We start from the raw sequence: 23022 nt of genomic DNA on the forward strand, positions 1-23022 counted from the left end.
TTCTGCAAAAAACTTTTTTCGGAGATCGTGGAACTTATCCGGCGCTGGGCCGTTATGGTCCGGGACGCGGGTAAGCTATGGTGCGAACCGGCTCGGTAAAACCTTGATTGATAGTGTGGTGCGTATGGCAGATTCGCGTCGAAATGAGAAAGCAGGAAACGTGGCCCCAGCCCAGGAAAATCATGCGCCCGAAGCCATCGGGCGCCGTTTGCGTGACCTCTATGATGATGTGGTCAATGAACCCGTTCCCGACGACTTCATGGATTTGTTGGCAAAGCTCGACGACACAGCCGGGGACGATGGTGATGAACAGGGCTAGGACCGTGCGCTCGTCCGGCGAGGCTCCGGATTTCCGCAAGGAAATGACCGGCATGATTCCGCACCTGCGCGCTTTTGCACGCAGTCTGTGCAATGATGTTCATGAGGCCGACGACCTGGCCCAGGAAACCCTGATCAAGGCGTGGAAGGCCCGGGACCGGTATGAGCCCGGGACCAATATGAAAGCCTGGATGTTCATGATCCTGCGCAATCATTTCTATTCGGAACGCCGCAAGGCCTGGCGCAAGAATGAATCGGGCAGTGACCATCTTGAGGAGATCGCGCCGATCGATGCCGGCCAGGACGCCGTGATGGAGCTGGCCGACCTCAAACACGCCCTGGCGTCCCTGCCGGACGAACAACGCGAAGCCCTGATCCTCGTCGGAGCCGGCGGGTTTGCCTATGAAGAAGCGGCCGAGATTTGCGGGTGTGCTGTCGGGACCATCAAGAGCCGGGTCAATCGGGCGCGGGCGGCCCTGACGGGCCTGATGGAGCGCAAGGCCGATGCCGGCGTCAATCTGGAAAGTGCGCTGACCGCCGCTGACGACATCATAGCGGAGGTACACGCCCTTGCCGGAACGCGTCACTAAGACCCCTGAATCAGAGCCGCCGCGCCGCCTGTTCGGGTTGCGCACACGGCTCCTCCTGCTGGTCGCGCTGGCCCTGTCCCCGATATTCGTGCTGGCCGGCATACATGCCACGATCGACGCCCATGAGGCCCGCGAGACCATGGAGCGGGAGCTGGTCGCGGCGGCGCGTCTGCTCGCCCATGACCAGGAAATCCTGCTGCGCAGCACGTCTGATCTGATGGCGGTCATGGTCAATCTCCCGGCCATTGCCGCGCTGGGCGATGCCTGTGATGAAACGATTGCCAGCCTCGCATTGGCGAATGATGCCTATACCAATTTCGCCGTCGTTGACCTGGGTGGCCGAACCCTGTGTTCGGGCGTGCCTGACAACCCGGATCTCGGTCTGTCCGACCGTGACTGGTTTCGTGATGTCATGGTCCGGGAAGAGTTCGTTATCGGGCAATCGCTCTATGGACCCGCCAGCGGAGAATCCGTTCTGGCCGCCGGATATCCGATGTTTCGCGACGGTGAGTTGTTCGCCGTCATGGTCACGGGGATACGGGTCTCGATTCTCGAACAATTGGGTATCGCACCGGCCCACGATACAAGCGGCCGGATCGCCGGAATTGTCGACCGGACCGGACGGGTCGTCACCGAGCGGATGGGCTTGCAGATCAGTCGAATCGAGAGCGAGCGCCTCGTTGCTGCGGCGCTTGGCGAGGTTGTGGTCTTTGAACGCCGGCTCGAAGGCCGGGACGGCCGGATTCTGGCGCTCGCCCCCCTGATCGACAGTGATGTCTTTGTCCTCGTGGCCGCACCGAAACCCCATTTCTTTTCCTGGCGGTCGATCGACCTGTCCGGAACCCTCCTGCTACCCGTCTTGATGTGGGCCCTGGCGCTTGTGACGGTCTGGATCGCGGCCGATTATCTGGTTCTGCGCTGGCTCGCCTACCTGGGACGCATCGCCCGGCTTTACGGGCATGGCCGCTATGATGTTGTGCCGGTCCGCGCGTCAGACGCGCCGAGCGAAATCCGCGATCTGGCAGATGCCTTCCAGCAGATGGCAGCGCGCATTTCGGAACGCGATGGCGAATTGATCGATGAGCTGGACCAGAAACAAATGCTCATCCGCGAGGTTCATCACCGGGTCAAAAACAATCTGCAAATCATCACCAGCCTGCTCAATCTGCAGCTGGGAAGCGTGCGCGATGAAAACGCTATCCGGGCCCTCAAGGAAGCCCAGTCGCGGATCAATGCGCTCGCCCTCATTCATCGCAATCTCTACGAGGTGGGTGATCTGCGCTTCATCCGCGTGTCACCCTTCCTGGCCGAACTGGCGCGTCTGACCCATGCGGCCGGGCCGGGGGAGAGCGGCGGCGTTCACCTTGATTTTCAATCGACAGCCGGCAATCGCGATATCTCAACCGACCAGGCTGTTCCGCTCGCCATGTTCATGACGGAAGCCATGACAAACGCCTACAAGCACGCCTTCAGGGACAAGCGGCCAGGCCAGGTCCTGAGCGTATCCGTGCGTGATATCGACAAAGATGGCGAGCACTGGATCCAGGTCAGCATCATGGATAACGGTCCGGGCATGGACCCGAATGAAAAACGGCGCGGCGTGGGCAGTACGCTCTTCGAGGCCTTTGCCATCCAGCTCGGAGGCGAGTCCGCCATCGCCAGCACGCCGGGGGATGGCACGACGGTCTCGCTGGGCTTTCCACTGACGGAAGTTGATCCTGAGAGCCGCGGCCCGGCCGATTGAGGCGAGCGGGACCGGGTCTGGAACAAAAGCGCCGGTCGCGCGTTCCCCTTGCTTCATGCCAATTCAAAGGAGATCCCCATGAAGCATTTGTGGAAACCTGCCCTGATTGTGCTGTTTGCGCTGTCAGTCACGGCCTGCAACACGATCCGCGGCGCCGGCCAGGATATCGAGGATGCCGGCGAAACGGTTCAGGATGCTGCCACCTGAAACGCCTCACATTCTCCACGTAAAAGCCCCGCATCTCGATCTCGAGATGCGGGGCTCTTTATGTCGGTCCCGAATGCGTCCGGGGCTAGTCCACAGAGTCTTCAATGTCTTCTGCGGCCTCATCGACTTCCTCGCCGAGTTCTTCCATCGGGCCGTCATTGGAATCACAACCAACGGCAAAGAAGAGGGCCGCGGCGGGCAGTAACATGAGCAAGCGTTTCATCGAATTAGTCTCCTTGTTTGAGAATGAAGCGTCGTGACGGCGTCACGAGCGCGGTGCGGCGCCCCGGATCAGTCGCAGGACAAGCGTGACGCCGAACAGGATCAGGAAAAGGACAAACAGGATTTGTGCAATTCCACCGAATGCCGACGCGATGCCGCCAAAACCAAACAGGGCGGCAATGAGGGCCAGGACCAGGAACATGAATGTCCAACCAAGCATGGGAATACCTCCAAAACGGGTTGCGTGTTGAATGCAAGCTTACGCGCTTGCAGGGGACGGGAGCGTGATCACGCGGTCACTTGCAGACCAGTGCGCTCCATGAGCTGGCACGAGGTGCCGTTCGACGCGAGACAGAAACGGGCCGGTCTCACGTGAAATCAGTTCGAGTTGGGCGGGTCGGTTCTGGTCATCATCGATGACATCGGTGACGCGTCCCAGAATCTGCCCATTCCGGGTCTGGACCAGCGAGCCGTTCAGCACACCGCTGCCAACCCGGTCGACCGGAATGCCGTGGTTTGCGGCTTCATCGATTTCATCCTGCCGCGCCCAGTCGCGCATCCGCTCGATGCGGGCGTCCGCGACGAGGGTATTGCGGTCGGTATTGTAGGAGAAGCGGTCAATCGGCTGAAAGAACTCAAAACCCTGTTCCATCAGGCCGGCCCGCCAGAAGACCTTCAGGGCTTCGATCTGGCCGGATTCATTCAGATAGATCCGCTCGATATGGCCTGTGGCCCGCTGGCTGGCATCGGTAATGCGGGCATTGTAGATCGTGTCGCCATCCAGCGTGCGGCCACCAACCAGGCCCTCTGCGTGATCAAGCCCCGGAAACGCGGCTGAAGCACCCAGGATTGTGGCCGATACGATGGCGATGCCTGCTAATCCAGAATATGGCATGACGCTTGGCTCCAATCTTCGCTTGGAAACAAAACGCTTCAGTGCGGGGGTGGTTCCACATTCACTTGAAAAAGTTGCGGCGCCACAGGCGCTTCTGTCTTGCAGGGCGGTGGATATCCGCTGCTTTTTTACCCGCGTGCCGGCACCCGGCCGGGGACAGAAGCCCGGTCCGGAAGTGTGATACAGGTGCGCGCCGCCGCGGCGATGCCAAACCTGGCGGCCGCCCCCTCCATGGCGCCGGTCTCTTTCGCATCGCGTGGCCCCGTGCCTGGCCAATATCGGCGGGATGCGCGCTTGCAACAGGGCTTTCACGGCTGGTCACCCGCCGCGTTCGAGATCCTGCAGATTGTCACGGAACTTCCGCGACACTGACGCGTTTACCCCTTGCCGGCTGACGGAGAATCGTCCCTCCCCTGGACCTTGTCCGTCCCGCTCTGTCAGCCGGCACTTTTCACAGAGAATTTTGACCGCGCTGAAACCGCGTTCGCAGAATCGGCATCCTGCGGGGCGCGCCGACGCCTCTTTTTCGCGCGCGCCTGGTCTGCCTGGCGCGTGTCAGTTTCTGAAGCGCCGCAGCGCCAGAAAACACGGACCGGCGCCGTGCTGCGGCCTCAGGTAGCAATGGAACGAAGTGGCAGCTGAAGCGTTCTGTTTCGAACATCCCTTTCAACATACTGAAAGTCCATGCCATGCGCTCCTATCGCCTGATCACCTCCCCGGAATCCATCGCCAGTTCCAAGGTGCGGCTTTACTTGCGTTGGAAGAATATTCCATTCCGCGAAACCGTGGCGTCGCGCCTGGTCATCAAGAGCGAGGTCAGACCGCGGATCCAGAAAATCGATCTGCCGGTATTCATAACGCCCAGCAATGATACGGTTCAGGACTCGCGGGCGATCATGGATTTTGTCGAGCGCCGCGAGCGTGGTGAGGCGCTGACGCCAGACAGGGCCGAACAGGCCTTTGCCTGCCGCCTGCTGGAAGGATTCTCAGACACCTGGTTGACCGATGCCATCAATCACAGGGTCTGGCGCGGTGCCGATGCACCGATCGCCGGCATCATGGCGGCCACGCTCTATCCGGAGGCTGATGATGACCGCCGGTCCCGGATTGCGAAGAGCCTGCACGCCCGGGTTCTCGCACAATTGTCGCGTCGCGGTTTCAATTCCGGAACCGTCGCCTCGACGGATGGGTTATTGGTGAGCTTCCTGGCGCTGCTGGAGGCCCATCTTTCGTGTTCCGCATTCATTTTTGACGATCGCCCGTCGATCGCTGACTTTGCGATTGCAGCGGCCCTGACCACGCTGCGAGACAGCGCGCCGCAAGGCGCGGCCCTGATCACAAAATCACCGAAGACTTTCACCTGGCTGAGCGCCGTCAACGCACCGCAGAGCCCGCAAATCGGCGCCGGTCGTGCGGTCGCTGGCTTGCCGAAGACGCTGGTGGCACTGTTGAGTTTTGCCGCCGCGCAATTTCTACCGCATGCCCTGGCGACGGCTGATGCCGTGGGTGACTGGGGTGAGGCCAATCCTGGAAAGCTGAATTTGCCAAAGCGTGTCGGTCAGTCGGCGCGGTGTGATGATGATCTGAATGTGCGGCGTGATTTTCGCCCCCAGACCCAATGGTTATTGCAGCGCATGCTGGACGTGCTCGTTCGCAACCACAGCAAGGCGGAAAAAGACGCGCTTGCCCGGAGCCTGGACGCGATCGGTTGTGCCAGCCTGGCCGGCTATAAACCCCGCCGCACGGTCTGCCACGAGCACCATAATTTTCGTCTGGATCTGGTGGATCGTGGAGACGCGTATTTGCCCGAGATGACTTTGCGGAGGGCGTCTGACCTTATGTCCGATGTTCGCCGCGACGCATCAGACTCGGTCGGCATCGAGAACCTTGTCACTGGCTGAATAAATCAAAAACTTTCTCCGGCGCTGCAATTATTTTGGATCTTTATCCGCGGCCAAGCGTTTACCTCCTGAATGCAAGTCGCATTCAAATGGAGTCCTTTTCGACGAGAAATGGAGAAAGCAAGATGAAGAAGTTTTTGATCGCGACAACCATGTTCGTAGCGGCATCCACGGCCTACGCCCAGGATCCGCAAACCATGCAGCAGGACGCCGATAATGACGCCGTGCATGCCGTTGCCCGGGCCTGGGACAATGCCGATCTGGACCGCGGCCCCTATACCGATGACCATGCCTGGATCGAGACCAATGTCTACGGGTCCGGCGGTGCGGAGCTGGGTGAAATCGAGCGCGTAAGGCTGACCGCCGAAGGTGATGTTGATGCCATCGTGGTTGAATACGGCGGCATCCTCGAGATCGGCGGCCGTGAGGTCCTGATCGAGGCCGGCGATTATGCGCTGACAACAATCGATGGCGAAAACCGCGTGGAGCTGAGCTTCGACCGGGCCGCTTTCGAGGCCTTGCCCGACTTCAATGAAGACGCGGCGAGTGAGTATCCGCTCAGCGATGACGACTATAATGACAACGAGGCCGAGGCTGAAGTGGCAATGAGCACGACCCGCTCCGATTCGGCCCGGACCGTGCAGCAAGATGCCGACAATGACCTGGTGCAAGCTGCGGCGAACGCCTGGGACAATGCCGATCTGGACCGCGGCCCCTATACCGATGATCATGGCTGGATCGATACGACGGTCTATGCCTCTGACGGTGCCGAGCTGGGTGAAGTCGAGCGTGTGCGTCTGACATCGGACGGTGAGGTCGAGGCCATCGTGGTTGAGCACGGCGGTTTCCTCGAGATCGGTGGTCGTGAGACCCTGGTCGAGGCTGGTGGTTACACCCTCACGACGGTGGACGATGAAGGCCGCATCGTTCTGGTCCATGACAGCGCTGCTTTCGCAGCCTTGCCCGACTTCAATGAAGATGCCGCGAGCGAGTATCCGCTCAGCGACAGCGACTATAATGATGACGAGACTGAACTCGAGTCGCCCGACGACGAATCCGGGTCATAAGGTCCGGGTCAAAAGGATTGACCAAACCCGGGTGGAAGGGCGGCGCGGCAACGCGCCGCCCTTTTCCGTGCGCCATCATGTCGTCAAAACCGGACCGGGCAGCAACCGCGTCTGCGCGCCCGCCCGACCCCGCCCGTCATCGCGACGTGTGCGGCTATTTCCGGTCCACGTTCAGGGCGTCCATGCCGGATCAGCGTCCCCCGGATGCGCCAAGCCCGTCCAGCATGATCACCTCGCCCGGCGCGAACACCGGCGTGTCGCCCGCAGACCATACGGTCAGCTGAGGGGCGGTTCCGGCCTGAATGACATTGAAGCTCGCCGGCTCGCCTCGGGTGCGCCGGGACAGGGCGGTGCCTGCGCCGACGAACCAGCACACTGAACCGTCGCTGCGCTCGACCGGTTCGGTGAACACCTGGTGGAGATGCCCGCTGAGATACAGGTCGATTCCGGCCTGCACGATAAGCTGCGCCGCCTGCGCGCCGCCGGTTGTCTTCGCCCGCCCCTGCAGACCACCCGGTGCCACCAGCGGATGGTGACCGCCGAGGACTTTCAGCCCGTCAAAACCGGACAGCGCTTCGCCCGCCTCGAGCGCGTCGGCTTCCCTGACGCGGCCCAGCGACCAGTCCAGACGGGCCTGCGCCCCGCGGGCTGTGGGCAGCATTTCCACCTGGACACCGCTGGCCGCGGCGCGCGGCTGAAGACGCGGCCCGAGCTGGCGCTCAAACCGCGCCCAGGGCGAAGCCAGGCGCGCAAACAGATCGAAATAGGGCGTGTCATGATTGCCCGGTGCGCCCACAATGGGTGGTTCCAGCGCATCGAGAAACGCGCGCGCCGCGTTGAATTCCCGCCGGCGGCCGTACTGGGTGACGTCCCCTGTCACCACGACAAGATCCGGCGCGATTGTGTTGATGGCGTCCGTCAGCGGATTCACGAGTGCGGGATCCTCCGCGCCGAAGTGAATATCGGAAATCTGGACCAGTCGGGTCATCAGGGCAGGTTTCAGTCCGCTGGGGCCGCGAAGGTCGCGGCGTTTTCTACAAGACAGATCTCGATGGGCGTCGCCGCCTTGATCACTTCGCCGTCGAGCATGAGCTCAATGCGCTTCGGTCCCGACAGGGTCGCGGGCTGTCTGCTCATCAGCACGGCTTCATCCGAGGTGGGCAAGCCAGCGAGGAAGGATGCGGTCTTCAGTGCGAAGTCGGCCGGGTCGCCATGCTGCATCAGCAGATGTTCCAGCACCGCCGGCCCCGGCGCATCCGCACCGCCGCGCACCGCTGAAAAACCGCCCGGCGCAACGACCAGGGCGCAGGACCGCGAGACGCGGCGCTCTCCATCATCGAGCTTCAGGCGCATGTGCGGGCGGGCCATGCTGGCCAGGCCCTGGCGCAGACGCTTGAAGGCGAGGTTCAAGCGTCGCCCCGCCCCGTCCGGCCGCAGCGCCTCGCGTGCCTGACCAAAATGCACCGGCATGCCGGCCATGAGTGCGACATAGAATGTGTGGCCAGACACCTCTCCGGCGTGCAGCGTCACCGCCCGGTAATCCGGCAATTCGGTCAGCACGGTCCTGAAATCACGATCGCCATAGAGCCGGCGCGGCAGCATGTTGGCTGTGCCGAGTGGCAGCGGCACCATCAGCGAGGCACAGCCGGAGTCCCGGGCCGCGTCGAGCACGGCCGCGGCGGTACCGTCGCCACCGGCGGTGACCACGGCGTCGGCACCGCTGGCGCAGGCCGCCCGCGCCGCGCCGGGCACGTCATCGCTGGCGTCGAAGAATTCCAGCTCGGCCCAGCCGGCAGCCGCCTCGATCGCGTCGCGCAATTCGCCGTCGCCAAATGCGCGCGCGCTTCCGGCTCTGGGATTGAGAATGATTGCGAGTGTTTTCATCGATGCCGCGCCTGTCGCTGCCGGTGCCGATACCAGACGGCCGGAAAACAAAACCGGGCTGTCGCGGCCGCAGGCTGTCAGCCGGGCGAAGCGAGAGTCCGGGGCAGAGTACACCTGATTTGACCGGTCTTGTCATGTGTGGAGGGCCTGTCGAGGCGGTTGGTGTACCCGGTTGGGCCTGGGCGCATCCCGACGTCGCAAAATGGAACTGAAGACCGCCCGTCGCGTTACCTTGGCAAGCCAATTGGAAGGAGCGCGCAAATGCCCGACATTTTTGAACGTATCAGGCAGGATCATGATGCTGCCCGGCAGCTGGTCGACGAAATTGAATCGACGACCGAGCGCGCCGGGAAAAAACGGGACGAGCTGTTCGAGACATTCAAGATCGAGCTTTGGGCTCATAACAGGGTCGAGGAAGCGACATTCTACGCCAGGCTGGAAAGCAAGGGCGAGGACGAGGAATCCCTCGAGGCCAAGAATGAGCACCATATGCTCAATTCCCTGATCGAAGAGCTCGACACCATGCCGAAGGACAATGTCGAGTGGAGCCAGAAGTTTCACGCCTTCGCCGAGCTTTTGTCTCACCACATGGAAGAAGAAGAGGAAGAATTCTTTGACCTGGGGCGTCAGGTGTTTTCGAGCTCTGAAACGGAGATCCTCGGCAAGGAATTCGATTCCCGGAAAGACGCCGTCAAATCAGCGATCGCGCCGGTGGAATGATCCGGCCCGGTTGAGAGCCGGCGTCCGGCTCCCGTTTTTCCTGGCTATTCAATCGGCCTCTGGGTGTTCAGCAGGTCCTCGGCATCACTATCGCGGCGTTCTTCCGCGATTTTCTCGTCAATATGGTCATCGGGCTCCACGGACGCGTCCTCCCCCGCCACGGGCTGTATGCGCGGACGTGGAGCCGGCTGACCGGCTGGATCCGGGTCTGTGAGGACATTGATGCTGGCGGGGCGTTGATCGATGCGCAAGCGGTAGATCGGCTCCGGCAGGGTGAATCCGGCAGCCTCGACGGCCATTTTCGTCGCGCGGATCGCCCGGCTTCTCGCTTTCAGGAAATCGGCCTGTTCCTGATTGATCCATGCCGTGAACTTCAGGATGATATTGCTGTCGCCGACTGACATGATGACGCCGTTTGGTGGCGGGTCGGCGAGCACGAATTCGAGGGCCGCCAGCGCCTTGCTGCCCGTCTCGATCGCGGCCTGCGGATCATCTTCGGCATCCACGCCCAGCTGGAAATCGAGCCGGCGCTCCGGATTGCTTGTATAATTGAGTATGACGGCCTTGAAGACGATCGTGTTGGGAATGCGCAAATGATTGCCGTCCGGCGTCATCAGGATGGTGGCGCGCGAGGTCAGGCGCACGACCTTTCCTTCATGCCCGTCCACGACGACGTGATCATTGGCCCGAAAGGGCTGACGCAGGCTGAGCATGATGCTGGCGATGTAGTTCTCCAGCGAGTCCCGCACCGCGAATCCTATCGCGAGGCCGACAACGCCTGCGCCGCCCAGGATCGTCCCCATCAGGGTGGAAGAACCGAGCAAATTGAGCGCGACGACAACGCCCAGCACAAATCCCGACACGCGCACCGCCTGGGCCAGGAGGTCGCCGATGAAAGGGTTGGGCGAGACGCGTCGCCAGAACCGGGTCCAGGACGCCGCCCACCATCCCAGGACAACAATCACGCCAAACACCGCCAGCGCCAGAAGAAATAGTGGCGCCGTGTTGCCGGCCATTTTGAGCATGTCGGTCAGGCGCTGAAAAAACGGCGAAATCCTCTCGCCAACATCGACGCTCGCCGAGATGCTGTTCTGCACGGCCACAACACCATCGACCCGATGGGCGATGTCTTCCGCCTGCTGCGCGCCGGTCTGGTCTGTGATGATACCGTCCAGCGTGACGACGCCGTCGGCTACGCTGACGTCAACGTCCGACAAGCCGTCGATCTGAGAATAGATACCTGCCAGGCGATCACGAATGGCGGCATCGGATGTCGCATCACTTGCCGTCCGGATCACACTCTCCTGGGGAGGCGGATCAGCCTGCTGTGCCTGCGCAGGATCAACGAGCAGGCACAAGAAGGCTATCACTAGCGCGCCAATGTATTGCGTCAGAAAACGCAGGCGTCCTTGGTCCATATCCAAGTCGAATACCCTTCTCGGTTCGCACTCAGTGCAGAGCATTGAAAGCGGATGCGATCAGGGAATGACCTTTTCCCGCTTCGCGCCACACTGCCATATCGCGCGCCGCAATGCATGGGCCGCGTGTGTCGCGCGATCATCACCGAAAAGAGGGTTTGGATCTGCGCCGGGGATCATGGCGACCCGGCCGGTCCGGGCATGTCGGGAAGCGGGCGACGGCCTCGCCTTTCATCCTTGGCGCGCTACAAGACCATTGTCGAAATCCGCCTGGCCATGCGAGCCGCCATGGCCGGTCGCCGAACGACAACAAAGCTCAGCACTGCCAGTGCGCTGACCGCGCCGACAGGATTGGCCCGCACCACGGATTTCACAATCTTTGTCGGCGAGGACAGGTCGGGTTTGCGCCGTCTGCGCGCCAGTATGCGGTCGGCGATCAACGCGATGACCGAAATCGAGGCGAGAAGACCTGTAACCGAAAACGCCGCGATGACGGGGCCATACAGATCCTCGACGGTCAGGAATATCGCCGCCAGCCCGAAGGCCAGGGCGATGATTCCAGTTAGCCCGCTGGTTATCAGTAAAGCGAACCGCATCCCGATTACCGGCGCAACAGCGTGGCGGCGACCAGGCCCGTGCCCAATGCAGCGGCGCAGGCCGTGAGCGGGTTCTCGCGAATATATTCCTTGGACTGGTCCAGCACTTCTTCGCCTTGTTCAAGCGCCTGGTCGCGGGTCTCGGCGACCATTTCCGTGCCAGCCTGTGCTTCGGCTTTCGCCAGGCCGCCGATATGTTGAACCAGCGCGTCGACATCCTCGCGGAGCGCCTGGATGTCTTCGGAAATATTGGCCGCTGCTTCTGAACTCGCCGATTTTTCCTGTTTGGCACGATCGGTCATTGGTTTCTTCGCGGTAGCCATGAGTCATCTCCTGTATCGACTGACACCGGGATAACGCGTCAAGGCCAACAAGGTTTCATTTCCCCTGCAACGCATGTCCCGCAAACGCATGTCCCGGACAAGGGCTTCAGGGCTTTTCCGGGTCGTCCGGGCCGGCCTCACGGTGATAGGTCAGCGGATCGGTCAGACCGATCAGTTTCCGGACGGGCGCAGGCAGGACGCCACCGGCGCGGCCAAGGATGGAATTCAGGAGTTTCGATCTTTCTCTTGCCCGCATGAGGGCGCGCCGGAAGCTTCGGTCAACGGCGGAAAGAAGTGCGAGGCCGCCAGCGAGAATCGGTGCGCCGAAGGGCAGGGGCGCGACCGTCAGCGCCGCGCCGATCGCCGTCAGCATTCCTGCCGTCGCCAGCGTGCGCAGGCGCTGGAGGCGTCGTTTGAGCTGTTCGTGCTCCCGGATGCGTTTAAACAATTCCATGCGGAATCAAGTCATTTGCGCGCCGAATGGTTCCACCGTATCGGGACACCGGGCCGTCCGGCCGGTTGAGGACCGGTCAAGCGGCGTCGTCTCGCCAATCCTTCAGCGGGGCGCTGACTTCACCCGGGAACTTCCTGGTGGGTCCGGCGTTATCCTTGCGACTATCCCAATCAAACGGAGGTGGACCGATGACGTCGTTCAATCAGCCAAAAGAAGAGGCAACCCTGGATATCGTTCGCATTATTCTCGCCATTCTGCTGCCACCACTTGGTGTGTTCCTGCAGGTCGGCCTGACCCTGCAATTCTGGATCAATGTGATCCTGACCCTGCTGGGCTACATCCCGGGCATCATCCACGCCGTGTGGATTATCCTGCGTCGCTAGTTGACCCCGCCTGATCCGTAGAAAGCCCCGCCATTGGCGGGGCTTTTTTTGTTTGCCGCCTGCCATATCACTGGCTGTGACTCAAATGAATCAGGGCCCTGCACCGACCACGCGGCGAGCGCTGGCCGACCTCTGACAGTCCGGTGGTCAGGTCCAGCTTGAGGGATCGAGACGGAAGAGGCGCTCCAGTTGCCGGTATACGTCCCCTGCCTCGCGTTGCAGATCAGCGGGACGTTCGAAGAAGGTCTCGACGGCGACCGCGAAGAATTCCTCCGGTCCGGTGGCACCATAGGCGTCAAACACCGCTGGATGGCCGCTTTCAACCTTGCCGCTGTGCGCCTTGAACGCCGTCACGAAGACGCGTTCCCATTCGGCAAAGCTCTGCTTCTTGTCGAGAACGGGCACGCCGTCCGTATGGCCTGACAGGTCGTCGAGCTGGTGGGCGAATTCATGGAAGACGACATTGTGGCCATCCATATCGTCCAGGGCGCCCTGCCGGGCATCAGCCCAGGAGAGCACGACCGGGCCGCGGGCCCAGCTTTCTCCTGTGCGCACCGTCTCGCGTTCCGTCACGACATAGCCATTGTGCTCGGCCCGCCGCGACTTGAAGGCGCCGGGATAGATAAGCACCGTGCGGAGATTGACGTACCAGTTCCCGGTGTTGACGACGAGCAGGCAGGCCTGCGCCGCAATCGACAGCCTCATCTCCTCGGTCACCTCAACCCCGTCGCAACCGATAAACTCGATCTGGTGCAGGAAGAGCGCGATCTTGCCGTCCAGGGTCTGGCGCAAGGCATCGGGAAGTTTCCGAAGGAGCGGCACCGAGTCCAGGACGATCGCGCGCTGATCAGCCGGCAACTCCGACGCCAGAAGCGCCTTCCGCAGACGCTGCGCCGACCAGTGACGCGCCACAAGGGTGCCGGCGCCGAGGAACAAGATCAGGAGGACTATCCACATACAGCCTTGCTACGACGGTTGGCCGGACCGGCAAAGCAGAATGCTGTGCGGCGCAGCGCAATGCGCATAGCCAGGCCGCGTGAGTGCCGCCGGCGGGGGCGACGGGCCGGCCGGAGTTCGCCTGACCGCCTCGGCTCGCGCCAGAACGAGATTGACTGATCAGTCAGTCAGGTCTAAATTCACCGCATGATCGACAAACGCGCCACGCTGATCGAGACCGCCATCCGCCTGTTTCACGAGCGCGGATTCTGGGACACGCCGACGGCATTGATTGCCCGCGAGGCCGGTGTCGCCAATGGGACATTGTTCAATTATTTCCCGTCCAAGGCGGCGCTGGTCGAAGCGGTTTATCTGAGCCTGAAACAGTCCTGGGCAACGCATTTGCAGGCTGCGGCGCCAGCATCTGGCAGCGTGCATGACCGTTTGGCCGGCTATTGGCACGGCGCGATTGACTGGGCGCGGGCGCATCTGGACCGCTACGCCCTGCTGGGGCAATTGAAGCTCTCCGACGAGATCGGCGACGGTGCGCGCGCCCACGGAATCGACATGTTCGGCGCGACGCTGGAGCTGATCGGCGAGGCGATGGCGCGCGGAGAGCTCCACCCGATCGAGCCGGCCCTGCTCAAGGCCCTCGCCGAGGCCCAGATCGGCGCCGCCATCGAGTTCCTGGTGAACCATCCAGACGCCATGGCCGCCGACACGGCGCACACATCATTCGAGATTTTCTGGCGCGGCATTGCCGTCGCCCCGACAGGAGACTGACCCCATGACACAAATCAATCCGCAGGCGCCGATCATGGTCACCGGCGCGACCGGCTATCTCGCCGGCGTCATCGTCAGGCAATTGCTCGAGGCGGGCCATACCGTCCACGCCACCGTGCGCAATCCCGACAATGCGGATGGGCTCAAATATCTCAATGCCATCGCCGCCGGCACGCCGGGCCAGATCCGCTATTTCAAGGCCGATCTGATGGATGCCGCCTCGTTCGAGGCGCCCATGGCCGGCTGCGAACTGGTGATCCACACCGCCTCGCCCTTCACCCTGAATGTCACGGATCCGCAGACCGAACTGGTCGATCCTGCCGTCAATGGGGTGCGCAATGTGCTCAATGCCGCCAATGCGACGGCGACGGTCAAGCGCGTGGTGATGACATCGAGCTGCGCCGCGATCTATGGCACCAATGCCGATATCGCGGACATGCCGAAGAAAATGCTCACCGAGGCCGAATGGAATACCACATCAAGCCTGACCAATGAGCCCTACGCCTATTCCAAGACTATGGCAGAAAAGGAGGGTTGGGCCATCGCCGGCGCCCAGGATCGCTGGGACCTGATTGCGATCAACCCGTCCTTCATCCTCGGGCCGGGCATCAATCCGGAAACGACGGGCGAGAGCTATGCCATCATGATGCAGTTCGGGACCGGTGCCATGGCCAATGGCGTGCCCAATTTCCGCATCGGCATGGTCGATGTCCGAGAGGTCGCGGCGGCCCATATCAAGGCTGGCTTCACGCCGGAGGCGAGCGGGCGCTATATCCTGTCGGCCCATGATTCCGGCTTTCCGGAGATGGCGGCGGCGCTGCGGGCGCATTATGGCGACCAGTTCAAGATATCCGGCAAGCGCATGCCGAAATGGATGGTCTGGCTGTTTGGACCGATCATCAATTCGGCCCTGACCCGTAAACGCGTGTCCGAAAGCGTCGATATCGACTTCCACGCCGATCATTCCAAGAGCGTGCGCGAGCTCGCCATTGAATACCGGCCGATGGCAGATTCCGTGGTCGAGCTGTTCCAGCAATTGATCGACGCCGGCCGGCTTGTCCCGAACAAGGCCTAAGCGCGGTCACTTGCGCCGGCTGACGGCCGGCCTAGACTGCCGTTTCACCGTGCGATGGAGAGTGGGCGATGCGCCGGATATTGGCTTTGGTTGCACTTCTCACCGGGCTCGCGGCCTGCCAGGGGCCGACCCCGGGCAGCGATGAGGCCAGTGGCAATATCCTGACGATCTATGGCGAGATCGGCACTGTTGATCGCGGCCCGGTCGATCCTGTCACTGAACCGCTCTTTGGCGCTTTTGGCATGGAGTTCGAAGCCGCCAGCCTGTTCAACTGGACCAGTCTGAACGCTATCGAGCAGCACTCGATCGCGTCCGATTTCCCGGCGGGCGGGCCGGTCCGGCGCTTTTCGGGGCCACTCTTGCGAGATGTGATCGATATCGCTGACCCGCGCGGCGACACGCTTGTCGTCACGGCGCTTGATGGCTATCAGCGAGAGATCAGCCTCGCTCGCATCGTCGATCATGACGTCATCCTTGCCTTGCGGATGGATGGCCAGCCGCTGGGGGTTGGCGGTTACGGACCGGCTATGCTGGTCTGGCCGCGTGGCTCGGACCCTGCCCTGGACGGCATGCCGGATGATGACTGGCTCTGGGGCGTGTTCGCGGTTGAGGTCGTCACGGCTGCGGCGGATTGATCCGCAGGGTGCTCCTACCCCGCGTCTTACAAAACCTGTTCCAATCCGCCCCACTCCTGCCTAATGTGCGCGCAAGCAGAAATCGGGGAAGATTATGCAAGATGTGACTGGGGCTGCTGACGCAGCGACGACGCTTGATGTCGTCACGGGGTATGTGGACTTCGTAAATGGCATGGTGTGGGGTCCGCCCATGCTGATCCTGCTGCTGGGGACCGGTATCTATCTGACCGTGGGCCTGCGCTTCATGCCGCTGCGCAAGATCGGTTTCGCCTTTGGCGAGCTGATGAAGGGGCGCAAATCCGAAGGCGAAGGGGATGTCACCCCGTTCGGCGCCCTGATGACCGCATTGTCCTCGACCATCGGCACCGGCAATATCGCCGGCGTCGCCGTGGCCATCGCCATTGGCGGGCCGGGCGCCCTGTTCTGGATGTGGATGACGGCGCTGGTCGGCATGGCCACCAAGTATTCCGAAGGCGTGCTGGCGGTGAAGTTCCGCGAGGTTGACGCTGATGGCCGCCGCGTTGGCGGGCCGATGTATTACATCAAGAACGGCATGGGCAAAGGCTTCGTCTGGCTTGGCGGCCTGTTCGCACTGTTCGGGGTCATGGCCGGTCTGGGCACCGGAAATGCGATCCAGACCGTTGAGGTGGTTCGCACCATTGGTGACACCTATGGCATTGAATACTGGATGACCGGGGCGGCGATTGCCATTCTGGCTGGTCTGGTCATTCTGGGCGGGATCAAGCGGATTGCCAGTGTTGCCGAGAAGATCGTCCCGGCCATGGCGATCACCTATATCGGGGTTGGCCTGGTCGTCGTGGCGCTGAACTATACCGGCATTCCTGACGCTTTCATCCGCATCTTCTCCAACGCCTTTGGCTTTGGCGCGGCGGCGGGCGGCTTCTCTGGCGCCCTGATCATGCTGGCGATGCAGCGCGGCGTGGCCCGCGGTATCTTCTCCAACGAAGCGGGCCAGGGCTCGGCGCCTATCGCCCACGCGGCGGCGCAGAATAATGATCCGGTCGACCAGGGCATTATCGCCATGCTCGGTACCTTCATCGATACGATCATGGTCTGCACGATTACCGGTCTGGCCATCCTGACCTCGGGCGTGATCCCGGCTGAATGCGATGCCGGCCTGTTCGCGCTCGGCGGAAGTTCGCCGGAGATCTGCGAGACCGGTGCCCGTATCACCAGTGACGCCTTTGCCTCGGCCCTGCCGGGCTTCGGGCAGCACTTTGTGGCCGCGGCGCTGGCCCTGTTCGCCTTCACCACCATCCTGGGCTGGTCCTATTATGGCGAGCGTTGTGCGGAATACCTGTTTGGCGAGAAAATCGTCACGCCATTCCGCTGGTTGTGGATCGCGATGATCATGGCCGCGACCATGCTGCTCTATGCAGGCGATAACATCACCGAGCTGATGAACACCATCTGGCTGACGACCGATACACTGACCGGTCTGATGGCGGCACCGAACCTCATCGCGCTGCTGGCTCTGTCTCCCTTGGTCTTCAAGATGACCCAGGAGTATTTCGCCAAGCTGGAAGCGGCCAAGACAGAGGCCGGGTCCGCCGCCGAATAGGCCTGGACTTCTGATTGTGAGAGGGCCCCGCTTTGGCGGGGCCTTTTTCATGCGCCATTGTCAGGCCGGTACGCGCTGCCGGAACAGGTTGGCGAACACCAGGCCGAGGCCGATACCGATCAGGTCGGCGGCAACGTCGGCGGCCGAGGCTGTGCGGCCGAAAATGGTCGCCCCCTGCACCAGTTCAATGCCGATACCGTATGACAACAGCATGATCGCCGTGATCCAGCCGCGCCGGGGCCACCCCATGCGGGCCAGCATGGTGAGCACGAAGAAGGCCAGAAAATGTTCAATCTTGTCAGGGCCAAACAGTTCGGGCGGCGTTGGCAGGCCCGGTTGCAGCGCGAGATCCGTGATCAGCAATCCTGTGGTCACAAACAGCACACGGCCGGCCCAGCGCAGTCCCGCATCTGGACGCGCGGCTTCACTGTTTCTAGGGTCGCCGGAATTATTTCGGGACTGATGATCCATGACCACATTACTCAATGATATCGACCGCCTCTTGCAAGCCCGTTCTGACTGGACGCGTGCGGAAGCTGCGGAAATCTACCGCGCCCCGTTCAACGACCTGGTCTTCGCAGCCCAGTCTGTGCACAGACGGTGCCATGCCGCCAACCAGGTCCAGACCAGTCAACTCCTGTCGATCAAGACGGGCGGTTGCGCCGAGGATTGTGGTTATTGCAGCCAGTCGGCGCATTTCGACACCGGCCTGAGCGCGTCCAAGCTGATGCCGCTCGACGAGGTGCTGGTCGCCGCCGAACGGGCCAAGGCCGGTGGCGCGACGCGTTTCTGCATGGGCGCTGCCTGGCGCTCGCTGAAGCCGCGCGACGAGGAGAAAGTTTGCGCCATGATCTCCGGCGTCAAGGCGATGGGCATGGAGACCTGCGTCACGCTCGGCATGCTTGATGATGGCCAGGCCGAGAAACTGCGCGATGCGGGGCTGGATTATTATAATCACAATCTCGATACGGCGCCGGAAGATTACGGCCGTGTGATCTCGACGCGGACCTATCAGGACCGGCTCGACACGCTGGCCCAGGTCCGCGGCGCCGGCATTCATGTCTGCACCGGCGGCATTGTCGGCATGGGCGAGAGCGAGGATGCGCGCATCGGCCTTCTGACCGAGCTGGCGATCATGTCGCCGCAGCCGGAAAGCGTGCCGATCAATCACCTGGTCGCTGTGCCGGGCACGCCGCTGGGTGACAGCAAACCGCTCGACGGCATCGATTTCGTGCGCACCATCGCGACGGCTCGCATCATGATGCCGAAATCCTTCGTGCGGCTCTCGGCCGGGCGTGAGGAAATGAGCCGCGAACTGCACGCGCTCTGTTTTCTGGCCGGGGCCAATTCAATCTTTGTCGGCGAGGAATTGCTGACCACGCCCAATCCGGACCAGCATGATGACATGGCGATGTTCAAGGCGCTCGGTTTGCAGGCCTCGACCTTGCCGGCAGCGGAGTAATCAGCCTTCGCCAATGCGTGGCGGGCCGCCCTTCATCGTCTGCGAAGGCCCGAAGGCGCGGTCGAGCAGGGCGGTGGAGTCCATGGCCAGTTCGATCGCATCGGACACATGCTGGAGGATGGCCATGTTGTTGGCCATCACTTCCAGCGCTTCAGGTCGCAGATCGCTGGAGATCTTGGTGCAGCGCGTCAGGATGTCAGCGCGCAGCTCAATCAGGATATCCTCCAGTTTTCGCCCGTCAGGATTGTCCTCGGATACCAGAAAATGGGTCATGCCCTTGCTCCATGCATCGGTTTGACCGGTAATATGCTCGCAAGAGAGTTAAATTTCGCCTCACGCGCGATTGCGCCGCCAATTGATGGAGCCAGGCAATGACGACACCGACCACGGGCCAGAGTGTAGGCGCCGCCGCAGCAGCAGCGCAGCTGGAAGGCTGGGCGCCCGCCGAGGGCAAGGATGCGATCCACAAATCCTACCGCTTCGCCGATTTCAACGAAGCCTGGGGCTTCATGGCCCGTGTGGCGATCCGCGCCGAGGTGATGAATCACCATCCCGAATGGTTCAATGTCTGGAACCGGGTCGATGTGACCTTGACCACTCATGATGCCGGCGGCGTCACGACGCTCGACCTGGAACTGGCGCGTTTCATGGATTCGATCGCCGGTTGATCGCAAATCCCGGGTGTGCCCCCGTGCTGGCGGCATGTTCAATGATTGAGACGCCTCAATCGGAATTGACGATGACCATGCCGATCAGCACGCGGGCCTCATCCGTGCCCAGCGTCATATTGGTAGCGTCTTGCAAGAGCTGCGCGATCCGGTCCGCATCGGGCACGGCGCCATAGCGGTAATTGACGCCGGTATAGACGCTCAACGCCGTGACATACGCATTGCGTAACCGGGGCATGGCCTGCTCGATCTGGCGGCGAAGACGGGCGTCCTCCACGTCGAGCCCTGCCTCGATCTGAAGATTGCCGCGGGCGCGATAATTGGCCTGTACCGTTGCCATCAGGGGCGGCAAGGGCAGGTAAGTGTCCGACGACGTCAGGCTGCGATGCCGGCTGTCCTCGGCCGGCGCGGCATCACCACCCCCGCCGCCGCCACTTTTCGCAAGCGCCATCTCGCCGGGGGCCAGCATCAGGCCGAGTGCCAGGCCGAAGGTCAGCACGGATCGTATCGGAAGTGCGGTTGAATGTTTCATGCCTGCACCCTAGCGCAAGACCGGTAAAAGAAGGGTTCGCGCATGGCTCATCGGTGCCGGCGAGTCCCGCTTGCCGAAAAAAGAGGCCCGAAACTATTCAATATTTTGCGCGCCCCGTGATCGCCGTCATGGGCAGGGCAGGATGTTTTATGTTGCTGTGTGGCTCGAGCCTGTTGCGCGAACCCTTGGGGCGCGGAGCGACGGCCCGCCGACAGCCCCGCTCGCGTGGGAGGCTTGACGAATCGCGGCCCCGAGGGCCTGCCGGATGGAGTGCAAGGCCCATGAAGCGCATCCTGCTGGTTGAAGATCATGAGGCAGATTCCGCCGCGATCAAGGCCGCCTTCAAGCGGTTTTCGCTCGATGTCCAGCTTGAGCACGCCCGCTCGACACAGCTGGCATGGGAGATGATGCAATGCTGGGCCATTGCGCCGGGCGGCCGGCGGCCGGCCTGCATTCTTCTGGGGCAATTGGCCGGCCCGCACGACGGTGTCTGGCTATTGGAACGGATGCAGGAAGACCGGCGGTTTCGTCAATTGCCGGTAATCGCACTCTCACGCGAAGCCGGCATGTCGGACCGTGCGCGCAGCTTCTCCAATGTGGTCGGCGCCATGGAGCGACCCGCCGATGAGCTGGCCTGGCGCCGCGTCATCAGCTCGGTGGCCCGCATCAGCCAGGCCCTGCCCGATCTGGCGGGCGCCTAGGTCTTGCCGTTACGCATGCCTGGCCGAAGCTCGCGCAGCGAGCGCCAAGCCAGGTGGAGTATTTGGATACGGGGGTGTCCGCCTTCGCCAAGGCTGCGGCGGGACATCCTTCGCCCGGAAGAGCGTTGGGCCTGCCTGGCCGAAGCTCGCGCAGCGAGCGAAGGATGGTGGAGCCGAGCGGGATCGAACCGCTGACCTCGTCATTGCGAACGACGCGCTCTCCCAACTGAGCTACGGCCCCGTGTCGAGGAGGCAAGTACGAGCGCGGATCGGCAGTGTCAAGCACTGGCTTCTGGACGCGAGGAAGCGACGCGGTTACATAGCCAATCATCTTTTGTCGCTCAGGATTTTGCTATGCCGCTCGAACTCTCATTTGGTCAGGCCCTGGTGGTGTATTTCCTCAATCCGATCCTCGGGCTGTTGTGGATCATCGTCATTGTGGGGGTCATCCTGAGCTGGCTGATCAGTTTCAACGTCGTCAATCCACACAATCAGTTTGTGGGTATGGTCTGGCGTTTGACCAATAGTATTACCGAGCCTCTGCTCGGGCCGATCCGGAGCATTCTGCCCAATCTGGGCGGGATGGATTTCTCCCCGGTCGTGCTCTTGCTGCTGATTTCCTTCGCGCAGGGTTATCTCGTTCCGATGCTGATGCGAGTGCTTTGAGCCCAGCCTGGATTGAGGATGAGTCGGGCCTGACCTTGCGCATTCGCCTCACCCCCAATGCGTCCCGGGACGCCGTGGAGGGCGTGGCCGAGACGGCCGACGGGCTTTGCCATTTGGGCGTTCGCGTCAGGGCGGTGCCCGAGAAGGGGAAAGCCAACAAGGCATTGATAGCGGTTTTGTCGCAGTTTCTTGGTCTGCCGAAGCGCGATATCGAGGTGATCCGCGGCACGACCTCGCGGCTGAAAACGGTTCGGGTGACGGCAGATGCCAAGGACCGGTCGCGCGTCACCGACCGATTGGGGGGAGTTGAAGATGGGTGCTGAGCTGATCGACGGCAAAGCTGTCGCGGCAGACATCGATGCCCGGGCTGGCCAGGCCGGCGCGGAATTGTCGAAGGCCCTGGGCCGTGCGCCCTGTTTGGCTGTGGTGCTCATCGGCGACGATCCGGCCAGCGATGTCTATGTCCGCTCCAAGGTGAAGCGTACCGAAGCGGCGGGGATGACCTCGATCGAGATTCGCCGTCCGGCTGATGTCAGCCAGGCCGAAGTGGTCGAGATCGTCCGCGGTCTTAACAGCGATGCGGCGGTCGACGGCATTCTCGTGCAAATGCCCTTGCCGGATCATATCGATTCCAGCGCCGTCATCAGCGCCATCGATCCGGACAAGGATGTCGACGGACTGACCGAGGTCAGCGCCGGACGCCTGCTTCTGGGCAAGCCCGGATTGCGCCCGTGCACGCCCGCTGGTTGCGTCTTGCTGGCCGAGCGCGCGATGGGCTCATTGTCGGGCAAATCAGTGGTCGTGATCGGCCGCTCCATCCTGGTCGGAAAGCCCGCAGCCCTCCTCTTTCTCGAACAGAATGCCACCGTCACCATCGCCCATTCGCGCACGCATGATCTTCCGGCGCTCACCCGGACCGCTGATATTGTGGTCGCCGCGGTGGGCCGGCCGCAAATGGTGCGCGGTGACTGGATCAAGCCGGGCGCTTGCGTGCTCGATGTCGGCATCAACCGGGTCGATGCCCCCGAGCGTGGCGAGGGCCGCACCCGCCTGGTGGGCGATGTCGCGTTTGATGAAGCGGTCGGCCATGCCGGCTGGATTACGCCGGTGCCCGGCGGAATCGGACCCATGACGATTGCCATGTTATTGCGCAATACAGTGCTGGCCGCCGCTGCGCGGGCCGGGCTTGAAAAACCGGCCGGTCTTTAATCTTGCCTCTTTCTGGTTTTTTAAACGGTTCAATAACGCCACTCGGCGATA

The 23022-nt window shown here is 62.1% G+C and carries 31 protein-coding genes and 1 tRNA gene; 18 read left to right on the plus strand and 14 right to left on the minus strand.

Going from position 1 to position 23022, the window contains the following annotated elements:
- Positions 1-160 precede the first annotated feature (160 nt).
- From ACN0YJ_RS01385 to ACN0YJ_RS01400, 4 genes are all read left to right on the plus strand, one after another.
- Positions 161-319: a NepR family anti-sigma factor gene (locus tag ACN0YJ_RS01385; RefSeq protein ID WP_417488846.1), complete on the plus strand. Its 159-nt coding sequence runs from the start codon at positions 161-163 to the stop codon at positions 317-319.
- A complete protein-coding gene (locus ACN0YJ_RS01390; RefSeq protein ID WP_417495115.1) occupies positions 306-908 on the plus strand; it encodes a sigma-70 family RNA polymerase sigma factor in 603 nt (200 codons plus the stop codon). Before ACN0YJ_RS01385 ends, ACN0YJ_RS01390 begins: the two co-directional genes overlap by 14 nt.
- Positions 889-2652, plus strand: coding sequence for a sensor histidine kinase (locus ACN0YJ_RS01395; protein WP_417495116.1), 1764 nt, complete (start codon positions 889-891; stop codon positions 2650-2652). The genes ACN0YJ_RS01390 and ACN0YJ_RS01395 overlap by 20 nt, the downstream gene beginning before the upstream one ends.
- Positions 2653-2730: 78 nt before the next feature.
- Positions 2731-2859 carry an entericidin A/B family lipoprotein gene (locus tag ACN0YJ_RS01400; protein WP_417495117.1) on the plus strand — a complete coding sequence of 43 codons (129 nt, stop codon included), beginning with the start codon at positions 2731-2733 and terminating at the stop codon, positions 2857-2859.
- A gap of 85 nt (positions 2860-2944) precedes the next feature.
- On the opposite strand, the gene ACN0YJ_RS01405 is transcribed toward ACN0YJ_RS01400, so the two are convergent.
- Genes ACN0YJ_RS01405 through ACN0YJ_RS01415 form a run of 3 tightly spaced genes read right to left on the minus strand, consistent with a single transcriptional unit; the run spans position 2945 to position 3976 of the window.
- Positions 2945-3082 carry a hypothetical protein gene (locus ACN0YJ_RS01405; protein ID WP_417476670.1) on the minus strand — a complete coding sequence of 46 codons (138 nt, stop codon included), beginning with the start codon at positions 3080-3082 and terminating at the stop codon, positions 2945-2947.
- A gap of 42 nt (positions 3083-3124) precedes the next feature.
- On the minus strand, positions 3125-3301 hold the full coding sequence (locus tag ACN0YJ_RS01410) for a DUF1328 domain-containing protein (protein ID WP_417476671.1): 177 nt from the start codon (positions 3299-3301) through the stop codon (positions 3125-3127).
- A 39-nt stretch (positions 3302-3340) separates the two neighbouring features.
- On the minus strand, positions 3341-3976 hold the full coding sequence (locus tag ACN0YJ_RS01415) for a PRC-barrel domain-containing protein (RefSeq protein ID WP_417495118.1): 636 nt from the start codon (positions 3974-3976) through the stop codon (positions 3341-3343).
- Positions 3977-4665: 689 nt separating this feature from the next.
- Between ACN0YJ_RS01415 and ACN0YJ_RS01420 the strand changes: the two genes are divergently transcribed.
- Together ACN0YJ_RS01420 and ACN0YJ_RS01425 are read left to right on the plus strand one after the other, a co-directional pair.
- On the plus strand, positions 4666-5877 hold the full coding sequence (locus tag ACN0YJ_RS01420; RefSeq protein WP_417495119.1) for a glutathione S-transferase family protein: 1212 nt from the start codon (positions 4666-4668) through the stop codon (positions 5875-5877).
- A gap of 125 nt (positions 5878-6002) precedes the next feature.
- Entirely contained in the window at positions 6003-6944 is a 942-nt protein-coding gene (locus ACN0YJ_RS01425; protein WP_417495120.1) for a PRC-barrel domain-containing protein, read from the plus strand.
- A gap of 190 nt (positions 6945-7134) precedes the next feature.
- Here the strand turns inward: ACN0YJ_RS01425 and ACN0YJ_RS01430 are convergent, their stop codons facing one another.
- Together ACN0YJ_RS01430 and ACN0YJ_RS01435 are read right to left on the minus strand one after the other, a co-directional pair.
- Entirely contained in the window at positions 7135-7932 is a 798-nt protein-coding gene (locus ACN0YJ_RS01430) for a metallophosphoesterase family protein (protein ID WP_417495121.1), read from the minus strand.
- 11 nt (positions 7933-7943) lie between these two features.
- Entirely contained in the window at positions 7944-8828 is an 885-nt protein-coding gene (locus ACN0YJ_RS01435; protein ID WP_417488841.1) for a diacylglycerol/lipid kinase family protein, read from the minus strand.
- Positions 8829-9089: 261 nt separating this feature from the next.
- Between ACN0YJ_RS01435 and ACN0YJ_RS01440 the strand changes: the two genes are divergently transcribed.
- Positions 9090-9548 carry a hemerythrin domain-containing protein gene (locus tag ACN0YJ_RS01440; RefSeq protein WP_417488840.1) on the plus strand — a complete coding sequence of 153 codons (459 nt, stop codon included), beginning with the start codon at positions 9090-9092 and terminating at the stop codon, positions 9546-9548.
- A gap of 44 nt (positions 9549-9592) precedes the next feature.
- Here ACN0YJ_RS01440 and ACN0YJ_RS01445 read toward each other — a convergent pair whose 3' ends face one another.
- The 4 genes from ACN0YJ_RS01445 to ACN0YJ_RS01460 all read right to left on the minus strand — a co-directional run bounded on the left by ACN0YJ_RS01445 (position 9593) and on the right by ACN0YJ_RS01460 (position 12339).
- Positions 9593-10846, minus strand: coding sequence for a mechanosensitive ion channel domain-containing protein (locus ACN0YJ_RS01445; RefSeq protein ID WP_417495122.1), 1254 nt, complete (start codon positions 10844-10846; stop codon positions 9593-9595).
- A 365-nt stretch (positions 10847-11211) separates the two neighbouring features.
- Complete coding sequence (locus ACN0YJ_RS01450; protein ID WP_417476679.1) at positions 11212-11562, minus strand: hypothetical protein; 351 nt, start codon at positions 11560-11562, stop codon at positions 11212-11214.
- Positions 11563-11567: 5 nt separating this feature from the next.
- The gene (locus ACN0YJ_RS01455; RefSeq protein WP_417476680.1) at positions 11568-11864 is read right to left on the minus strand and encodes a hypothetical protein; all 297 of its coding nucleotides are present in this window, start codon (positions 11862-11864) and stop codon (positions 11568-11570) included.
- Positions 11865-11991: 127 nt separating this feature from the next.
- Entirely contained in the window at positions 11992-12339 is a 348-nt protein-coding gene (locus ACN0YJ_RS01460; RefSeq protein WP_417476681.1) for a hypothetical protein, read from the minus strand.
- Positions 12340-12563: 224 nt separating this feature from the next.
- Here ACN0YJ_RS01460 and ACN0YJ_RS01465 point away from each other — a divergent pair, with 224 nt between their 5' ends.
- On the plus strand, positions 12564-12722 hold the full coding sequence (locus ACN0YJ_RS01465) for a YqaE/Pmp3 family membrane protein (RefSeq protein WP_417476755.1): 159 nt from the start codon (positions 12564-12566) through the stop codon (positions 12720-12722).
- 147 nt (positions 12723-12869) lie between these two features.
- Here the strand turns inward: ACN0YJ_RS01465 and ACN0YJ_RS01470 are convergent, their stop codons facing one another.
- The gene (locus ACN0YJ_RS01470; protein WP_417495123.1) at positions 12870-13679 is read right to left on the minus strand and encodes a zinc-dependent peptidase; all 810 of its coding nucleotides are present in this window, start codon (positions 13677-13679) and stop codon (positions 12870-12872) included.
- A gap of 186 nt (positions 13680-13865) precedes the next feature.
- Here ACN0YJ_RS01470 and ACN0YJ_RS01475 point away from each other — a divergent pair, with 186 nt between their 5' ends.
- The 4 genes from ACN0YJ_RS01475 (at position 13866) to ACN0YJ_RS01490 (ending at position 17733) form a co-directional block, all read left to right on the plus strand.
- Complete coding sequence (locus tag ACN0YJ_RS01475; RefSeq protein WP_417495124.1) at positions 13866-14441, plus strand: TetR/AcrR family transcriptional regulator; 576 nt, start codon at positions 13866-13868, stop codon at positions 14439-14441.
- Positions 14442-14445: 4 nt separating this feature from the next.
- Positions 14446-15516, plus strand: a complete 1071-nt coding sequence (locus tag ACN0YJ_RS01480) for an NAD-dependent epimerase/dehydratase family protein (protein WP_417495125.1) — start codon at positions 14446-14448, stop codon at positions 15514-15516.
- 86 nt (positions 15517-15602) lie between these two features.
- On the plus strand, positions 15603-16151 hold the full coding sequence (locus ACN0YJ_RS01485) for a molybdopterin-dependent oxidoreductase (RefSeq protein ID WP_417495126.1): 549 nt from the start codon (positions 15603-15605) through the stop codon (positions 16149-16151).
- A gap of 94 nt (positions 16152-16245) precedes the next feature.
- On the plus strand, positions 16246-17733 hold the full coding sequence (locus ACN0YJ_RS01490) for an alanine/glycine:cation symporter family protein (RefSeq protein WP_417476686.1): 1488 nt from the start codon (positions 16246-16248) through the stop codon (positions 17731-17733).
- Between the two features lie 60 nt (positions 17734-17793).
- Here the strand turns inward: ACN0YJ_RS01490 and ACN0YJ_RS01495 are convergent, their stop codons facing one another.
- Positions 17794-18204: a VanZ family protein gene (locus ACN0YJ_RS01495; RefSeq protein WP_417488836.1), complete on the minus strand. Its 411-nt coding sequence runs from the start codon at positions 18202-18204 to the stop codon at positions 17794-17796.
- Here ACN0YJ_RS01495 and bioB point away from each other — a divergent pair.
- Complete coding sequence (bioB, locus tag ACN0YJ_RS01500; protein WP_417476688.1) at positions 18203-19195, plus strand: biotin synthase BioB; 993 nt, start codon at positions 18203-18205, stop codon at positions 19193-19195. The two genes, ACN0YJ_RS01495 and bioB, sit on opposite strands and share 2 nt — an antisense overlap.
- On the opposite strand, the gene ACN0YJ_RS01505 is transcribed toward bioB, so the two are convergent.
- Positions 19196-19468 (minus strand): histidine kinase, encoded by a 273-nt coding sequence (locus tag ACN0YJ_RS01505; RefSeq protein WP_417476689.1) that lies wholly within the window; start codon positions 19466-19468, stop codon positions 19196-19198.
- 98 nt (positions 19469-19566) lie between these two features.
- On the opposite strand from ACN0YJ_RS01505, the gene ACN0YJ_RS01510 reads away from it, so the two are divergent.
- Positions 19567-19863: a 4a-hydroxytetrahydrobiopterin dehydratase gene (locus tag ACN0YJ_RS01510; RefSeq protein WP_417476690.1), complete on the plus strand. Its 297-nt coding sequence runs from the start codon at positions 19567-19569 to the stop codon at positions 19861-19863.
- A gap of 55 nt (positions 19864-19918) precedes the next feature.
- Here ACN0YJ_RS01510 and ACN0YJ_RS01515 read toward each other — a convergent pair whose 3' ends face one another.
- The gene (locus ACN0YJ_RS01515) at positions 19919-20395 is read right to left on the minus strand and encodes a hypothetical protein (protein ID WP_417495127.1); all 477 of its coding nucleotides are present in this window, start codon (positions 20393-20395) and stop codon (positions 19919-19921) included.
- A 281-nt stretch (positions 20396-20676) separates the two neighbouring features.
- On the opposite strand from ACN0YJ_RS01515, the gene ACN0YJ_RS01520 reads away from it, so the two are divergent.
- A complete protein-coding gene (locus tag ACN0YJ_RS01520; RefSeq protein ID WP_417476692.1) occupies positions 20677-21096 on the plus strand; it encodes a hypothetical protein in 420 nt (139 codons plus the stop codon).
- A 165-nt stretch (positions 21097-21261) separates the two neighbouring features.
- Here the strand turns inward: ACN0YJ_RS01520 and ACN0YJ_RS01525 are convergent.
- Positions 21262-21337: transfer RNA gene (locus ACN0YJ_RS01525), tRNA-Ala, on the minus strand.
- 113 nt (positions 21338-21450) lie between these two features.
- On the opposite strand from ACN0YJ_RS01525, the gene ACN0YJ_RS01530 reads away from it, so the two are divergent.
- From ACN0YJ_RS01530 to folD, 3 genes are read left to right on the plus strand one after another with little or no spacing between them, the layout of a single operon-like run.
- The gene (locus ACN0YJ_RS01530) at positions 21451-21762 is read left to right on the plus strand and encodes a YggT family protein (RefSeq protein WP_417495128.1); all 312 of its coding nucleotides are present in this window, start codon (positions 21451-21453) and stop codon (positions 21760-21762) included.
- On the plus strand, positions 21759-22085 hold the full coding sequence (locus tag ACN0YJ_RS01535) for a DUF167 family protein (RefSeq protein ID WP_417495129.1): 327 nt from the start codon (positions 21759-21761) through the stop codon (positions 22083-22085). Before ACN0YJ_RS01530 ends, ACN0YJ_RS01535 begins: the two co-directional genes overlap by 4 nt.
- Complete coding sequence (gene folD, locus ACN0YJ_RS01540; RefSeq protein ID WP_417495130.1) at positions 22075-22971, plus strand: bifunctional methylenetetrahydrofolate dehydrogenase/methenyltetrahydrofolate cyclohydrolase FolD; 897 nt, start codon at positions 22075-22077, stop codon at positions 22969-22971. Before ACN0YJ_RS01535 ends, folD begins: the two co-directional genes overlap by 11 nt.
- The last annotated feature ends 51 nt before the right edge of the window (positions 22972-23022 follow it).

This window comes from Maricaulis sp. (genome assembly GCF_048270095.1).
Taxonomy (GTDB): Bacteria; Pseudomonadota; Alphaproteobacteria; order Caulobacterales; family Maricaulaceae; genus Maricaulis.

Coding starts and splice junctions, on each gene's coding strand:
- ACN0YJ_RS01390 (WP_417495115.1), top strand. CDS start 306: ATGAACAGGGCTAGGACCGTGCGCTCGTCCGGCGAGGCTCCGGATTTC.
- ACN0YJ_RS01400 (WP_417495117.1), top strand. CDS start 2,731: ATGAAGCATTTGTGGAAACCTGCCCTGATTGTGCTGTTTGCGCTGTCA.
- ACN0YJ_RS01405 (WP_417476670.1), bottom strand. CDS start 3,082: ATGAAACGCTTGCTCATGTTACTGCCCGCCGCGGCCCTCTTCTTTGCC.
- ACN0YJ_RS01410 (WP_417476671.1), bottom strand. CDS start 3,301: ATGCTTGGTTGGACATTCATGTTCCTGGTCCTGGCCCTCATTGCCGCC.
- ACN0YJ_RS01415 (WP_417495118.1), bottom strand. CDS start 3,976: ATGCCATATTCTGGATTAGCAGGCATCGCCATCGTATCGGCCACAATC.
- ACN0YJ_RS01420 (WP_417495119.1), top strand. CDS start 4,666: ATGCGCTCCTATCGCCTGATCACCTCCCCGGAATCCATCGCCAGTTCC.
- ACN0YJ_RS01425 (WP_417495120.1), top strand. CDS start 6,003: ATGAAGAAGTTTTTGATCGCGACAACCATGTTCGTAGCGGCATCCACG.
- ACN0YJ_RS01430 (WP_417495121.1), bottom strand. CDS start 7,932: ATGACCCGACTGGTCCAGATTTCCGATATTCACTTCGGCGCGGAGGAT.
- ACN0YJ_RS01435 (WP_417488841.1), bottom strand. CDS start 8,828: ATGAAAACACTCGCAATCATTCTCAATCCCAGAGCCGGAAGCGCGCGC.
- ACN0YJ_RS01440 (WP_417488840.1), top strand. CDS start 9,090: ATGCCCGACATTTTTGAACGTATCAGGCAGGATCATGATGCTGCCCGG.
- ACN0YJ_RS01450 (WP_417476679.1), bottom strand. CDS start 11,562: ATGCGGTTCGCTTTACTGATAACCAGCGGGCTAACTGGAATCATCGCC.
- ACN0YJ_RS01455 (WP_417476680.1), bottom strand. CDS start 11,864: ATGACCGATCGTGCCAAACAGGAAAAATCGGCGAGTTCAGAAGCAGCG.
- ACN0YJ_RS01460 (WP_417476681.1), bottom strand. CDS start 12,339: ATGGAATTGTTTAAACGCATCCGGGAGCACGAACAGCTCAAACGACGC.
- ACN0YJ_RS01470 (WP_417495123.1), bottom strand. CDS start 13,679: ATGTGGATAGTCCTCCTGATCTTGTTCCTCGGCGCCGGCACCCTTGTG.
- ACN0YJ_RS01475 (WP_417495124.1), top strand. CDS start 13,866: ATGATCGACAAACGCGCCACGCTGATCGAGACCGCCATCCGCCTGTTT.
- ACN0YJ_RS01480 (WP_417495125.1), top strand. CDS start 14,446: ATGACACAAATCAATCCGCAGGCGCCGATCATGGTCACCGGCGCGACC.
- ACN0YJ_RS01490 (WP_417476686.1), top strand. CDS start 16,246: ATGCAAGATGTGACTGGGGCTGCTGACGCAGCGACGACGCTTGATGTC.
- bioB (WP_417476688.1), top strand. CDS start 18,203: ATGACCACATTACTCAATGATATCGACCGCCTCTTGCAAGCCCGTTCT.
- ACN0YJ_RS01495 (WP_417488836.1), bottom strand. CDS start 18,204: ATGGATCATCAGTCCCGAAATAATTCCGGCGACCCTAGAAACAGTGAA.
- ACN0YJ_RS01505 (WP_417476689.1), bottom strand. CDS start 19,468: ATGACCCATTTTCTGGTATCCGAGGACAATCCTGACGGGCGAAAACTG.
- ACN0YJ_RS01510 (WP_417476690.1), top strand. CDS start 19,567: ATGACGACACCGACCACGGGCCAGAGTGTAGGCGCCGCCGCAGCAGCA.
- ACN0YJ_RS01515 (WP_417495127.1), bottom strand. CDS start 20,395: ATGAAACATTCAACCGCACTTCCGATACGATCCGTGCTGACCTTCGGC.
- ACN0YJ_RS01520 (WP_417476692.1), top strand. CDS start 20,677: ATGAAGCGCATCCTGCTGGTTGAAGATCATGAGGCAGATTCCGCCGCG.
- ACN0YJ_RS01530 (WP_417495128.1), top strand. CDS start 21,451: ATGCCGCTCGAACTCTCATTTGGTCAGGCCCTGGTGGTGTATTTCCTC.
- folD (WP_417495130.1), top strand. CDS start 22,075: ATGGGTGCTGAGCTGATCGACGGCAAAGCTGTCGCGGCAGACATCGAT.